This window comes from Gymnodinialimonas sp. JB5-7 (assembly GCF_055693405.1).
In genome coordinates this window covers 1461285-1474962 of record NZ_JBVFUX010000012.1, presented here as the reverse complement: position 1 = coordinate 1474962, position 13678 = coordinate 1461285, and the positions used below count along the sequence as shown (strand labels likewise).

At 61.8% G+C, this 13678-nt stretch carries 12 protein-coding genes and 4 pseudogenes; 10 read left to right on the top strand and 6 right to left on the bottom strand.

Going from position 1 to position 13678, the window contains the following annotated elements:
• Positions 1-13 precede the first annotated feature (13 nt).
• Positions 14-1067 (top strand): annotated as a pseudogene (locus ACZ1HK_RS15825) (saccharopine dehydrogenase).
• 68 nt (positions 1068-1135) lie between these two features.
• Here the strand turns inward: ACZ1HK_RS15825 and ACZ1HK_RS15820 are convergent.
• The 4 genes and pseudogenes from ACZ1HK_RS15820 to ACZ1HK_RS15805 form a co-directional block, all read right to left on the bottom strand.
• Positions 1136-1450, bottom strand: a complete 315-nt coding sequence (locus ACZ1HK_RS15820) for a DUF3775 domain-containing protein (RefSeq protein ID WP_472629503.1) — start codon at positions 1448-1450, stop codon at positions 1136-1138.
• Positions 1451-1537: 87 nt separating this feature from the next.
• Positions 1538-2276: pseudogene (locus ACZ1HK_RS15815) on the bottom strand (SDR family NAD(P)-dependent oxidoreductase).
• Between the two features lie 157 nt (positions 2277-2433).
• Positions 2434-3198 carry a DUF1365 domain-containing protein gene (locus ACZ1HK_RS15810; protein ID WP_472629502.1) on the bottom strand — a complete coding sequence of 255 codons (765 nt, stop codon included), beginning with the start codon at positions 3196-3198 and terminating at the stop codon, positions 2434-2436.
• Positions 3195-4487, bottom strand: a complete 1293-nt coding sequence (locus tag ACZ1HK_RS15805) for an NAD(P)/FAD-dependent oxidoreductase (protein WP_472629501.1) — start codon at positions 4485-4487, stop codon at positions 3195-3197. The genes ACZ1HK_RS15810 and ACZ1HK_RS15805 overlap by 4 nt, the downstream gene beginning before the upstream one ends.
• Positions 4488-4644: 157 nt before the next feature.
• Here ACZ1HK_RS15805 and ACZ1HK_RS15800 point away from each other — a divergent pair, with 157 nt between their 5' ends.
• The 6 genes and pseudogenes from ACZ1HK_RS15800 (at position 4645) to ACZ1HK_RS15775 (ending at position 9070) form a co-directional block, all read left to right on the top strand.
• Positions 4645-5292, top strand: coding sequence for a sigma-70 family RNA polymerase sigma factor (locus ACZ1HK_RS15800; protein ID WP_472629500.1), 648 nt, complete (start codon positions 4645-4647; stop codon positions 5290-5292).
• 45 nt (positions 5293-5337) lie between these two features.
• On the top strand, positions 5338-5643 hold the full coding sequence (locus ACZ1HK_RS15795) for a cupin domain-containing protein (protein WP_472629499.1): 306 nt from the start codon (positions 5338-5340) through the stop codon (positions 5641-5643).
• Positions 5591-5980 carry a ChrR family anti-sigma-E factor gene (locus tag ACZ1HK_RS15790; protein WP_472629498.1) on the top strand — a complete coding sequence of 130 codons (390 nt, stop codon included), beginning with the start codon at positions 5591-5593 and terminating at the stop codon, positions 5978-5980. Before ACZ1HK_RS15795 ends, ACZ1HK_RS15790 begins: the two co-directional genes overlap by 53 nt.
• Positions 5981-6084: 104 nt before the next feature.
• Complete coding sequence (locus ACZ1HK_RS15785) at positions 6085-6774, top strand: class I SAM-dependent methyltransferase (RefSeq protein ID WP_472629497.1); 690 nt, start codon at positions 6085-6087, stop codon at positions 6772-6774.
• 461 nt (positions 6775-7235) lie between these two features.
• A pseudogene (locus ACZ1HK_RS15780) lies at positions 7236-7902 on the top strand (RluA family pseudouridine synthase).
• A gap of 22 nt (positions 7903-7924) precedes the next feature.
• On the top strand, positions 7925-9070 hold the full coding sequence (locus ACZ1HK_RS15775) for a porin (RefSeq protein WP_472629496.1): 1146 nt from the start codon (positions 7925-7927) through the stop codon (positions 9068-9070).
• Between the two features lie 131 nt (positions 9071-9201).
• On the opposite strand, the pseudogene ACZ1HK_RS15770 reads toward ACZ1HK_RS15775, so the two are convergent.
• Positions 9202-10637: pseudogene (locus ACZ1HK_RS15770) on the bottom strand (aldehyde dehydrogenase family protein).
• A 133-nt stretch (positions 10638-10770) separates the two neighbouring features.
• Between ACZ1HK_RS15770 and ACZ1HK_RS15765 the strand changes: the two are divergent.
• A complete protein-coding gene (locus tag ACZ1HK_RS15765) occupies positions 10771-11424 on the top strand; it encodes a peroxiredoxin (RefSeq protein WP_472629495.1) in 654 nt (217 codons plus the stop codon).
• A gap of 204 nt (positions 11425-11628) precedes the next feature.
• On the opposite strand, the gene ACZ1HK_RS15760 is transcribed toward ACZ1HK_RS15765, so the two are convergent.
• On the bottom strand, positions 11629-12252 hold the full coding sequence (locus ACZ1HK_RS15760; RefSeq protein ID WP_472629494.1) for a L,D-transpeptidase: 624 nt from the start codon (positions 12250-12252) through the stop codon (positions 11629-11631).
• A gap of 258 nt (positions 12253-12510) precedes the next feature.
• Between ACZ1HK_RS15760 and ACZ1HK_RS15755 the strand changes: the two genes are divergently transcribed.
• Both ACZ1HK_RS15755 and ACZ1HK_RS15750 read left to right on the top strand, forming a co-directional pair.
• Positions 12511-12969, top strand: a complete 459-nt coding sequence (locus ACZ1HK_RS15755) for a hypothetical protein (RefSeq protein WP_472629493.1) — start codon at positions 12511-12513, stop codon at positions 12967-12969.
• A 170-nt stretch (positions 12970-13139) separates the two neighbouring features.
• The gene (locus tag ACZ1HK_RS15750) at positions 13140-13544 is read left to right on the top strand and encodes a GNAT family N-acetyltransferase (RefSeq protein ID WP_472629492.1); all 405 of its coding nucleotides are present in this window, start codon (positions 13140-13142) and stop codon (positions 13542-13544) included.
• Positions 13545-13678: the final 134 nt, after the last annotated feature.

Genomic DNA, 13678 nt, shown 5'->3' with positions numbered 1-13678 from the left:
GGAGCAACCAGCCATGACACATCTCTGGGTCCGCGCCGAGGAACGCGCCAATGAACGCCGTGTCGGGCTGACCCCGGAAGGGGCGAAAGCGTTGCTGGCGGCGGGTCTGCAAGTGACGATCGAAGACAGCCCGGATCGTATCATTCCCACCACCGAATACCGTGCCGCAGGGATCGGCATCGCCCCGCAAGGCAGCTGGCGCACCGCGCCCTCGGACGCCATCATCTTCGGGCTGAAGGAGTTGCCGGACGATACCGGCCCGCTGTCCCACCGCCACATCCTGTTCGGCCATGCCTTCAAAGGCCAACCCTCAGGCCGCCACCTGCTCGACCGGTTCAAGGAGGGCGGCGGCACCCTTCTCGACCTCGAATACCTTGTCGATGAAAGCGGTCGCCGCGTTGCGGCTTTCGGCTTCTGGGCCGGATATGTCGGCGCTGGACTGTCCGTCGCCGCCTGGGCCGCGCAGCAGGCAGGCCGTGCCATGCCCGCCGTCACCGACTGGCCAGGGAAGGAGGCGTTGATCCTCCAACTCACTGAGGCCCTCGCAACCATCGGCCACCGCCGCCCCACCGCGCTGATCATCGGCGCGCTTGGGCGGACCGGCTCGGGCGCCGCAGCCCTGCTGGAAGTGCTCGGCATTCACCCGACAACGCTGGGACATGGCCGAGACCGCCCATGGCGGGCCGTTCCCCGAAATCCTGCAACACGACCTGTTCCTGAACTGCATCCTCGCTACACCCGGCGTGCCCGTCTTTGTGCCTGAAAACGCCAAGACCGCGCCGCGCCGCCTGTCCGTGATCGGGGACATTGCCTGCGATCCGGACAGCGATTTCTCCCCCATCAAGGTCTATGACCGCACGACCACATGGGCCGATCCGGTCCTGCGCGTGGCCGACACGCCGCCGCTTGACGTCATGGCCATCGACAACCTGCCCTCCCTTCTGCCGCTGGAAAGCGCGGAGGATTACGCGGAGCAGCTTTTGCCAAGCCTTCTGGATCTACCCAAGGACCAAACCGGCGTCTGGGCACGCGCCGAACAGACCTTCAAAGCCGCGCTGGTCGAATAAGTCCCCGGCGCGCGAGGGCGTCAGCCCGAGCGCGCCCCGGGCGACGGCGAAGCCGGCGCAAACCCTTGCTAAAGCAGGTCTTCCTCTTGCCCTGCCACGTCGAGGCCCATCGCCTCCGCCCCCGCTTCAAGATGGTCGGCAAAATGCGGGCTGCCCATCAGGTAGTCGACTGTCGGCACCGTGGCCTCGGCCTTGGCCGTCGAAAGCGCCTCGGCGAAATCCTCCGCCTCGAACGATCCACGCCCGACCCAGAAAAGTGCCACCAACTCTGCCTGCTCTTCGCGTCCCAAACGATCCACGAAGCCGCGCAACTCGCCCTCCGCGCGTTCCAATTCATGGCCCATCAGGATCACCTGCGCCACGGCCCGTGCTGATATTTCCATGGGGTCTTCCTCCTGTTCACGAGGGTTACTCAAACAGGAGGATACACGACGCGCCTTGATTCAGCGCAAATTGCGCGTGAGCGGGCCTTATCGGCGGAAGAACATCCATTCGTAGAACGCTGTCGGCATCAGGCGTGACAGGCGGAACAGCAGGCTGAAGCCGAAGGGAAAGGCCTTGTGGAAATTGTCGGTGTTCATGTGCTCGAACACCTCTTGCGCGGCGGCATCGGGCGTCATGATGAACGGCTTGGAATAGGGGTTATCGTCCTGCATCCGCGTCTCGATATAGCCGGGATTCACGATCTGAACATTGATGTCGGTGTCCTTCAGATCGCCATGCATCGACTCCGCCAAGGACATCAGCCCGGCCTTCGACGCCGAGTACCCCACCGCCGCCGGAAGCCCGCGATAGGCGGAAAGGGAGCCGGTCAGAACGATATGGCCCGCATTGCGATCCACCATCGGTTTGATCACCTGCCCGATCACCCGCGCGGCGCCGGTCAGGTTCACGTCGAACAATTGTTCGACCTTCTCCGCGTCCCACTCCTGGGTCTTGATCAGAGTGCCGAGCCCGGCCAGGAAGACCATCCCGTCGATCTCACCCACCTCGGCAGCCGCTGCCTTCACAGACTTCGGTATCTGCCACATCCACGGTCACGATGCTGGCCTGGCCCGGAAGCTCTTCCACAAGGCTTTCCAAACGGTCGGCAGTGCGGGCGGACAAAACCAACTCCACCCCCGCGCGGCTCAGGCAATGGGCCAGACTGCGCCCCAGCCCTTCCGATGCGCCCACCAGCCAATAGCGTTTCCCGCTCCATTCCCGCATCGTTCGTCCTTTCCAGTGTATCCGTTCGGCCCAAGCGCCGGACCGCCAAAATCTCAGGTGCCGTGCACCGTCTCAAAAACATATGTCACAGGCGCAACGCTGCAATCCGGGGAAAGTTCACGGGCGCGGAACATCGCCTAAGACTCGGGGCCGGTCTTTACCGGCTGACGTCTTCCACCGGCGGCTCGGGCCGCACACGATACCGCGCGCCTTTCCACCACAGCTTCAGGGCCTGCCAATGGATCAACCCCAGCACGCGGCGCGAGCCGAGGGGCCGCCGCAAAGCCGCCTTCAGGATGGAGCCGTTGGTCAATTCCGCCCGTTTGCCCGTCAGTGTCGCCAGCACGCCCTCATTGCCCGTGACAAATTCAATCCAGATGCCGATCCGGTCGGGCCGGATATCAAACCGAAAGGCATAGCCGCCGTCGATGGGCTGAAACGGCGAGACATGGAAGATCTTCGTCGCGTTCAAGTGATCATCGCGCTCAATCGGGCGGTGATCGTGATGCGCGCACAGATAGGAATGCCGGTCGCCGAACGTGTTCGTCACCTCAGCAATCACCGCCCGCAGCCGCCCCTGCCGATCCTGCGCCAACCAGAAGGAGACCGGGTTGAACACATGCCCCATGACCCGCGGTTGCGCGAGCAGCATCAGCTTGCCGTCCGTCACGCCCGTTAGACCATGGGCCGCCAGAACCTCCCGCGCCCAGGGCGCACCGCGTCCCTCCTTCGGCGGGCCGCCATGATCCTTGTCCTGAAGTGAGAAGAACCCCGCCCGGTTGCGCCCGAACAAAGCCGGGCCCCGCGCGCCCGCCTCAGCATCCAGCATCACGTAGTCGATCCCATAGCGGAACGCGTTCTCCACAGCGCCCTTGCGCCCGTGGAAGGTCTCACCCGCGATATGATCGACGCCTTCGCTCATGCGGCCAGAACACTCCGATCCTTGGTGCGCAACCCTTCGACGACGTCCAGCGCGCTGGCATAGCCGTCTTCGTGGAACCCGTTCTTCATCCAGGCCCCGCAGAACCAGGTGGCATTGTCCCCGTTCAGATCGCGGATCGTGGATTGCGCCGCCAAAGCGGCCAGATCGTAGACCGGATGCGCGAAATCGACCTCATCATAGATCAACGCCTCGTTGATCGGCGCGCGGGAGTTCAGCGTCACGAACAGCGGATCCGATTCCGGGATCGGCTGCAGACAATTCATCCAATAGGTCAGGTCAATCGGCCCGCCCTCATGGCCCGGACGCTCGGTGTAGTTCCAGCTGCTCCACGTCGCGCGCCGTTTCGGCATGGCGTTCGCGTCCGCGTGAAGCACCGCACGGTTGGGCTGGTAGCGTACGGCACTCAGCGCGGCTTCCTCAGCCGGGGTCGGGTCGGCCAGCATGGCCAGCGTCTGGTCGGAATGGGTGGCGAAGACGACCTCATCAAACGCCTCCCAATGCCCGCCCATACGAACCTCAGCACCGGCGCTGGTGCGCTTCACAGCCTCGACCCCGCGCCCAAGGCGAATGTCGATCCCGCGTCCGCGCATCGCACGCTCCAGCCGGGTGACATATTCGATGGAGCCTCCCTGCACCGTATACCATTGATGCTGCCCGGTATGGTGCAACAGGTGGTGATTGCGGAAGAAACGGATCATCGCCTGGGCCGGGAAATCCATGATCTCCTCTTTCGGGGTCGACCAGATCGCGCCCGAAACCGGTGTGATGTAATAGTCGCGGAACCAGCGGCCCATGCCAAGCTGGTCAAGGAACTCCCGCAAAGTGATCGTGCTGTCCGTGGCCAGTTCAGCGGCCTGCGCATTGAACCGGAACAGGTCGCGCACCATCCGAACGAAACCGGGGCGCAACGCATTGCTCGGCTGCGCGAACAGTGCCTTGGCGCTGCGCAGCCCGTATTCGATGCGACCGCCCCCAATGGACGCGGCAAAGGACATGTCCGATTCCGTGACCGGAACGTCCAACTCTTCGAACAGCTTGCAAAGGTTGGGGTAATTCACACGGTTGAATACGATAAAGCCCGTATCCACCGGCTGATCGCCATTCTTTCCCGCCACAACCGTGCGCGCATGCCCACCCAATCGGCCCTCGGCCTCAATCAGGGTTACATGGTTGTCGGTTGCAAGATGATAGGCCGCCGACATGCCGGATATCCCGGCCCCGATGACAGCAATGCGTTTCGGGACAGCACCCGGCGTTTCAAACGGCATTCATTCCCCCTGACCTCACGTTTCTGGTTGATCGGGTTACGGGGCGCAACCGCAAGTAGATCAAAGAAAAACCTCCGAAAAACATTCCTTTTCACATGAAATCTTTTCTCTGAGCGTGTATTAGTGATCCACCCTAGGGAATCCCCGTAAGACGGGTATGCTGTTCGCGAACGACCACGCTGAAGAGACAGTTGCCGCGCCGATCCCTGCCGCTAAAACGGTAAGTCCGGTGCGATTAAAGCTGCGTGGAAAGACCGTGACGGCACATGAAACCACAGATGCGCATTGGGTGACACGCATGTCAGCCATCGCGCAGGACCAAGACAGGAAGGCCTTTGCCGAACTCTTTCGGCATTTCGCCCCACGGGTGAAGGCGTTTCTGATGAAGTCCGGGGCCGACGAAAGCCTCGCTGAAGAATGTATGCAGGACGTCATGGCCACACTTTGGCACAAGGCTCACATGTATGATCCGTCGCGCGCTTCCGTTGCGACGTGGATCTTTACGATTGCCCGCAATCGGAAGATCGATCTGTTGCGCCGTTACGCGCGGCCCGAGCCCGAAGATCTGCCCTGGGGGCCCGAACAGGCGCCCGATCAGGCGGATGTCATCGCCCTGCAACAAGATACCGGACGTCTGGCCACAGCTTTGGCCAAACTCCCGGAAAAGCAACGCGAGCTGATCCAGCACGCCTATTTCGGCGATCTCTCCCATTCCGAGATTGCTGCGGAAACCGGTCTGCCCCTTGGCACGATCAAGTCCCGCATTAGGTTGGCCTTGGAACGGTTAAGACATTCGATGAACTAAGCAGACTTCTACAAGACAAATTCCGACCAAGCAGACAACAGACCAATGACCGATATCCAACATCAAGCGCCCGACGATCTTCTCATGGGCTATGCGACAGGGGCGTTGCCGCAGGCATTTGACCTTGTGATCGCAACCCATGTGTCGCTCTGCGATGACGCGCGCGCGCGCCTTGAGGCGTTCGAAGCCGTCGGCGGCGCCGTCCTCGAAGACCTTGACCAAGTCGACGTGGCCGAAGACAGCCTGGAACAGACGCTCGCCAAAATCACCGGCGGCGCTCCGGCGGAACGTCCCGATCATGATGCCCGGCACCTTCCCCACGCCGCTGCAATCCGTCGTAGGCGGCGATGAAGAGGCTGTGCGATGGCGCTATGTGGGCCGCGGCGTAAAGCAATGCGTGCTGCATTCCGATGAAAACGGCACGGCCCGGCTGCTGAAAATCCCCGCTGGCCGCTCCATGCCGGAACACAGCCATAACGGGACCGAGATGACCCTGGTCCTCAAAGGCGCCTTCCGCGACGAAGATGGCGTTTTTGCCCGGGGCGATATCGAGGTCGCAGACCCGAATGTCAGCCACACCCCCATCGCCGAACCGGGCGAGGATTGTATCTGCCTTGTGGCCACCGACGCCCGGCTCAAGTTCCAGGGCCTCCTGCCCCGCATCGCGCAACCCTTCCTCGGGATCTGATCGCACCGGCGCAGCACCACCCTTGCATTCCGGCCATTTAGGCCGGAAACGGAGGGTGGTGAACTCAAGGGCGGCCCCATGACATTCGAACTCAGCAACCCCCGTTGCCCAGTTTCGCACGCTTCCGCAGTCTGCGGGCCTATGGCGCGAAACGGACCATGCTGCGCCGGATGGAGCATGAGCTGATCTCCAACCTCCACCTCGCCGGGGAGGTGCTGGATTTCGGCGGCGGTGAGACGACCAGCTACAGCGCCCTCCTGCCGGACGGGCCGACGGTTCGATCCGTGAACATCTCGCAGGAATTCAACCCAACCGACCTGGTCGAAGTCGGCGCGCCTCTGCCCTACGCGGATAACCGCTTCGACGCCGTGACAAGCTTCAACGTATTCGAACATATCCAGGACGATGTCGGATCGCTGACCGAAGTGACCCGCGTTCTGAAGCCAGGCGGAAGCTGTCATATCATCGTACCCTGGATCTACCCGGTCCACGGCCACCCCGATGACTTCCACCGCCACACGCCAAGCTGGTGGTTCGCCACCTTACAGGAGCTTGGCTATGCACAAGCCAGCCTTCTGCCCCTCGTCTTCGGGCGCCGCACATCGGCGCTGACCGTCAAGGGACGCGGCGACAAGGCCATCCGTGGACTTGTCGAAACCATCGCCGCCACCTTTGACATCCTTGAGGCCCGCGCGCGCTTCAAAGGCGCATCGCACTATTCCGGGCGGCGCGGCGAAACCGTCTGGTCGTCTGCCCCGGGCTGGTACATCCACGCCGTCAAAGCGGACGCGTGAACCGCTTCGGCCCCTCCCGTGGCGAGCTGAAATTCCGCCTCATCGCCAGCCTCGCAGGGCTGGCCTTCCTGATCGGGGGCTTTGCGCGCACCGGCATCTTTGGTATCGCCTCGCTTGAAATCGTGATCATCGGCGGGGCGTTCTTCGGCGGCTCAGCCGCTCTGGTCCGCATGGCAGCTTTGGAAGGACCCGCAAGAATGACCACCGGCGCCATCATCCGCCTTATCCTGCAGGCGCTTGTCTTCATCGCCTGGGCCTTCATGATGTATTCCGTCCTGTTCAAATTTCGCCGCCGCAACGAAGATCAGACCGGCGGCGCCTTCCCGTCCACTGGCGGCTTCATGGCGCAGGTGAAATACTGGCTGACCAGCGAAGAAGACAAACAGGAACGCAAGACGCTTGTTCTTTCTCACCTTCGTCCTGATCGCCATGAATGCGATGAACATCCTCAACGCATCGGGCTGAGCCGAAGCCGATGTCAGACGCCTTCGTCTACACCCCCAGACACGCCCCTCGACATCATTCACGAAGATCATGAGTTGATCCTCGTGAACAAACCCGCGGGCCTGCTCAGCGTGCCCGGCAAAGGTGACCACCTCGCCGATTGCCTGATCGCCCGCCTGCAAATCGCTTTCCCCGAGGCGCTTCTCGTCCACAGACTCGACATGGACACCTCCGGCATCATGGTCTTCGCCCGCACACCCGCCGCGCAGCGCCATCTCGGCCTGCAATTCGAACGCCGCCACATGAAGAAAACCTACGTCGCCCGCGTCTGGGGCGAGGTGACCGAGAAGCAGGGCCATATCGACCTGCCCCTGATTGTCGACTGGCCCAACCGCCCGCTGCAACACGTCAACTATCGAGACCGGCAAACCCGCCCAAACCGATTGGCGTCGCCTTAAGATCGAAGACGGCACCACCCGCATGCGTCTGTTTCCCAAAACCGGCCGCTCCCATCAACTCCGCGTCCACATGCGCGAAATCGGCCACCCGATTCTCGGCGACCCCTTCTATGCCACCGGCGCAGCGCGCGATTTCCCCCGCCTGATGCTCCACGCCGAAAGCCTAAAGCTGCGTCATCCAAATGGCGGAATTGGAATGACTTTTCGGGCTCCGGTTCCGTTTTAGACAACAAAACAAGGCGGCAGGATTGCAACACTGCACGCCCAATTCTGTTCGGCGCCGATTGAAATGCACCCTCCGTAACCGTCAAATCACCAGAATTCAGCGCTGTTCGAGGGACCGAAATGCGTACAATCCTTTTTCAACCACCGTTTTGTGTGCCACAGCCGGCGTCGCGGCCGCAGATATCGCCTTGACCGGCAGCGCCGAAATGGGCGTGTCCGGTGGTCGCGCAAGCGTTTCCGGAACCACCATTCTTGATCGACCTTTGCAATTTCGTCAGGACATCGATGTGACCTTCACGATGTCCGGCGAAAGCGACAACGGGATCGTTTTCGGGGCCGCCATCGACCTTGATGAAGATGCAGAAGCCGTTGGCGAAGATGACGGTGGCGTCACTGTCTTCATTCAGTCTGGAAACAGTGCCTTCTTTCTTGGCGATACCGACGGCGCGCTCGACGCGGCTCTGACCGAGGCGGGCAATATCCTGAACCCTGGGTCCATCAACGATGAAAGCACGAGCCATTGGGGCTATCGCGGCTCCTTCCTTGATGGCACGCATGACGGCCAGATCGCGCGCTTCAGCTATACGTTCGACTCCTTTACCGGGCAGTTGTCGGTGGAAATGGACGACGATCCTGCCGGCGGCACACTCGACCCGATCTACGGCATCGGGCTCAGCTATGAACGTGACTACGACAACCTGAACATTCGGGCCGGTATCGGTTACCAGGGTCGTTCTGAGCTCACCGGTCAGTTGCTTGAATTTGATGGCACAGCACTTTTCCCTCTCACTTTCTTCGATGCAGAGGAGTTCGGTGGCAGCCTTGCTGCGGTTTGGACCTTGCAGGGCAGCGCGATCGACACCTTCGGTATCGGAGTGCAGGCGACACGCATTTTGGGCACTCCTTTTGAGGCCTACCACCATGCGGTCGGAATTGGTCTGACTGCAGATGAATTCAGCTTCCACGCGAATTACGGTGTGCTGGACGTCGATGTTCCATCTGCAAATCTGAACTATTTTGACGGGGCAGGCTTTGGCCTCTCCGCAGCATACGACCTTGGCGGCGGCGCGTCGGTCCTTGCGGGCTACGGATCGTCGAATTCCGAGATTGCCGGAAATCCTTTCATTGATATCCGGCAATACTCGCTGGGCCTCAGCTTCACGTTCTAACCGGAAAGCTCATCGGATATCGGAAGGCGGGCTGCATCAGCCCGCCTTTCTTTGCGTGTTGGTGAACTCAATCCTGCGGGACGGTGGGAGGGGCGAGGCCGCAAGGCCAGCGTCTCCCCCGTCAGGCAGCATTACCCCCAGCCGCTGACAGCCTTCGTCTCCAGGAACTCATGCAGCCCGAACCGGCCGCCTTCGCGCCCATTGCCCGATTGCTTGTAGCCCCCAAAGGGTGAGCCCATCGCGAACCCTTGCGAATTGCCTTCAACCATCCCCGACCGCAGCCGCCGCGCCACCCGGCGCAGCTTCTCCTGATCGCCGGTCTGCACGTAGTTCGTCAGCCCGTAATCGGTGTCATTGGCAATCGCCACCGCGTGATCCTCATCATCAAACGGCATGATCGCCAAGAACCGGCCCGAAAATCTCCTCGCGGTAGATCGTCATGTCCGGCGTCACATCGGCAAAGACCGTAGGCCGGATGTAGTAGCCCCGGTTGAGGTTCTCGGGCCGACCCGTTCCACCGGCCATCAGCTTGGCACCTTCATCGATCCCCACCTGGATCAGGTCCTGAATCTTGTTGAATTGCAGCTCGGACACGGCCGGCCCAATATGCCGCCCCTCCTCATTCGCCGGTCCAACCGTCACGCTTTGCGCCGCCGCGGTCGCCTCTTCCACGGCCTGCTCATACCGAGAGCGCTCCACCAGCATCCGCGTCGGCGCGTTACAGCTCTGGCCCGGTGTTGCGGAAGCAGCGGATCACGCCGTTCTTGACCGCCTTTTCATGGGCATCGGCGAAGATGATATTCGCGCCCTTGCCGCCCAACTCCAGCGACACGCGCTTGATCGTGTCCGCACCCGCCCTCGAAATCAGCCGCCCGGCCCGCGTCGATCCGGTGAAGCTCACCATATCCACGTCCTTGTGGGCCGAAAGCTGCGAGCCTACGCCCGCGCCATCGCCGTTCACCATGTTGTAGACGCCAGCAGGAACCCCGGCCTCGTCCATGAACTCGCTGAACAGGATGCCCGACAGCGGCGCAATCTCCGACGGCTTCAACACCATCGTGCAGCCCGCCAGCAACGCGGGCACAACCTTCAACACGATCTGGTTCATCGGCCAGTTCCACGGCGTGATCAGCGCGCAAACGCCAATCGGCTCATAGACCGTCCGCTCGCTCGGGGCCCAATCCCCCAGCGGATGATCCCAGACGAAGTCCTTGGCCGCGTTGATGAACCCTTCCAGGTGCCACGACCCCGCGCCCACCTGCTGCGCCCGCGCAAGATCCAGCGGCGCGCCCATCTCAAGGCTGATGGCCTGCGCCATCTCCTCGGACCGCGCCTTATAGATCTCCAACAGCTTCTCGGCCAAGGCGATGCGCTCCGCCGGATCACTCCAGCCCCAGGTCTCGAACGCGCGCTTGGCGGCGGCCACCGCCGCATCGGTATCCGCCTGATCGCCAAGCGAGATCACCGCGCCGACCTCCTCGGTCGAGGGGTCGATTACGTCAAAGTCACGGGCCTTGGCCGGGGCCACCCATTTGCCGTCAATGTAGAAGTTCTTAGCGTTGTCCATGACCGCCTCCCGAAGCAGATTTCGCGCGGGACCGTGACAGGGCTTGAACGGCGGCGCAAGCCCGCTTCACGCGGGCCACGTCAACGCCTATGGTCACCCGGGACTCACCTGCACGCGAGAGAGGAGCTTTCCCATGGGCCTGCGCATCAACGACGAAATCCCCAACCTCACCGTAACCACCGATCAGGGCACGATGACCCTGCATGATTACATCGGCGACAGCTGGATGATCCTGTTCTCTCACCCCAAGGATTTCACGCCCGTCTGCACAACCGAATTCGGCGCCGTGGCACAGCTGGCCGATGAATGGGCCGCACGGAACACCAAGGTGCTCGGCGTCTCCGTCGATGGCGTCGAGGATCACGTGAAATGGAAAGGCGATATCGAATCCGTTGGCGGCGCCAAAGCAGGCTTCCCCATCGCCGCCGACACCGACCTCGCGATTTCTGAGGCGTTCGACATGCTTCCCGCGGAAACGGCCCTGCCCGAGAACCGCACGCCCAACGACACCGCCACCGTGCGCTCCGTCTTCATCATCGGGCCAGACAAGAAGCTGAAGCTGACGATGACCTACCCGATGAACGTGGGCCGCAACTTCGCCGAAGTCCTGCGCGCGCTCGATGGCCTGCAGACGGCGGCGCGCGAAAACATCGCCACCCCCGCCAACTGGGTGCCGGGCGAAGATGTCGTGGTCCCCGTGGCCGTCTCGGATGAGGACGCCATCGCCAAATACGGCGCCATCGACAAGAAACTGCCCTATCTGCGCATGGCAAAACTGCCAGGGTGAACAATCGAATGGCCCGCGCCCGTCTTCCACTGGTTTGAAATACCTCGGGGAGCGCGAGGGCGTCGTCCATCATGCTCGAACCGATGGCGCACAATGTCCGACCCTCGCCTTGGGCGACCGCGTCAGCGGGCGCAAACTTGGTCTGCCGCAAAGAAAAGCCCCGGCCAATCGGTCGGGGCTTTTGCGTTCGAACGGCCTGTCGGATCAGCTGTGCAGAACCGCCGTCGCGCCAACGCGCACATTGGCCTCCAGCTGGATCACGTGGTCATTGACCAGACGCACACAGCCGGAAGAGGCCGAGGTGCCGATCGACCAGGGCTGCGGCGTGCCGTGGATGCGCAGATAGGTGTCGCGCCCGCCGGTGTAGAGATAGATCGCCCGCGCACCCAGCGGGTTGTCTGGGCCACCCGGCACGCCACCGGCATATTGCGCGTAAATCTCGGGCTCGCGCGCGATCATGTTGGCGGTCGGCGTCCAGGACGGCCAATCCGCCGTGCGACCAATGCGGAAGCGCCCGGCCTGGTACAGGCCTGCACGCCCGATGGCCACGCCGTAGCGCATGGCCGTGCCGCCATCCTCAATATGGTAGAGGTAGCGCGATGTCGGGTCCACGTGGATATCGCCCGGTGTCAAACCATCATTGGCCTGAACACGCTGCGGCATGAAACGCGGATGCAAGCCCCAGGGGTTGTTTGCGCCGGCGATCGGCCCCTGATCGGGGGCCTCGTCCACGCCAAGCTCCACAGCGTCTTGCGCCAGGGCAGGCGCAGCAATCGCGCCGGAAAACAGCGTCGTGGTGGTGATAATGAAGTGGCGGCGGGTTAACATGGTCTTGTCCTTATCGGTCGTCTGGCAGCTTTGAACGTCTAGAATCGCTTGCCCTATTGTTTGCAATCGAGGGCCTGTGGACAAGTCCCCTGTCCGGCGATTTCAGTCACTTCTGCGTAAGTGAAACCTGCCTATGCGGCCAATCTGGCACAATTGGAAGCGATTCTTACGGGGAAACGCGCGAACTGGGGGCAGGTTCCCCTGCATTGTGCGCCATGGCCACGCCCTGCTTCTATCCCTCTGACCCTATTGGAGAGTTTGGATGAAATACCCCTTCTTGCCTGTCTGCTGTCCCTCGCCGCTCTCCCTGTTGCAGCGCAAGAGACGGACGACGCCTTCCTCGACCGTGTGTTCGAGGCGGCTGACCCCACATCCGAGACCCGCGTTCCCGTCCTGTGCGGCGGGCTCTACCAATCCCTGGCTGTGGTGTTTGCCGATGATGCGCAAAGCGTTGCGGTCTTCCGTGAACGGCAAGACGTCGCCCGCAACATGGCCATGGTCGTGCACATCATGGAATCCGAGCAATTCGATATGGAGGTCGAGGTCGCAGGCGCCTTTGCCGACACCCGCTTTACCGGCGTGGCGGACATCTTCAACGAATGGGTCGCCTTCAATCAGGCCAACGGGCTGGACCGGATCAGCGACGGCATCAGTCAGGCCTACCAATTCTGCGGCACCCAGCATGTGGATTGGACAAGCGTTCCGGGCGCGGAATAGCATCCACAAATTCGATGGAAAGCAGACGCCACGGTTGGTTGACGTCCCGGCCATGGTAGCCTTGCGGGGCAATTGCTCCGGCCGCTGATGTTGAGCAACGGTCGGCCGTTCAATAACCTCGGCCCACCAAATCACGCGATCCGTCATCGCTGAAATAGGACAACAGCAACATGCAATCCATCGAATTGGTCGAGTCCGACGATTTGGTTTACGCCGAATACTCGGCCAATTTCTCGAAGTATAATGCAGCTAACTCGACTTGGAATTGGCGTAGCTACTCTTGCGTTGTCCGCCGCGACGGGAAAATCGCAGCCGGAGGACGTGGCATCATCAACATGGGCGCTCTCGAGGTTCGCGGTCTATGGGTCGACGAGGCACTTCGAGGGCAGGGGGTCGGGCGAAACCTGTTGATTGCGATTGAGCATGAGGCGCGAAAGCGAGGGGCCACGCGCGCAATGCTATTCACGTACTCCTTCCAAGCGGAAGAATTCTACAGGCGTATGGGGTATGAGACGTTCGCTCAGTTTGATTACCCGGAAGGCCCCAAACGGATAGACATGCAGAAAGAGCTATGACGCCGAAAACCAACACGAAAAAGCGTATGATCCATAATCGCCTGAGCTGAACCTCGCACACTCCGCAGCGTTCGGCAGAGTGGGGCTCGAACCCGTCTTCCGCCTCATGGCCACAGCCAAGCCTCATGTCTGCA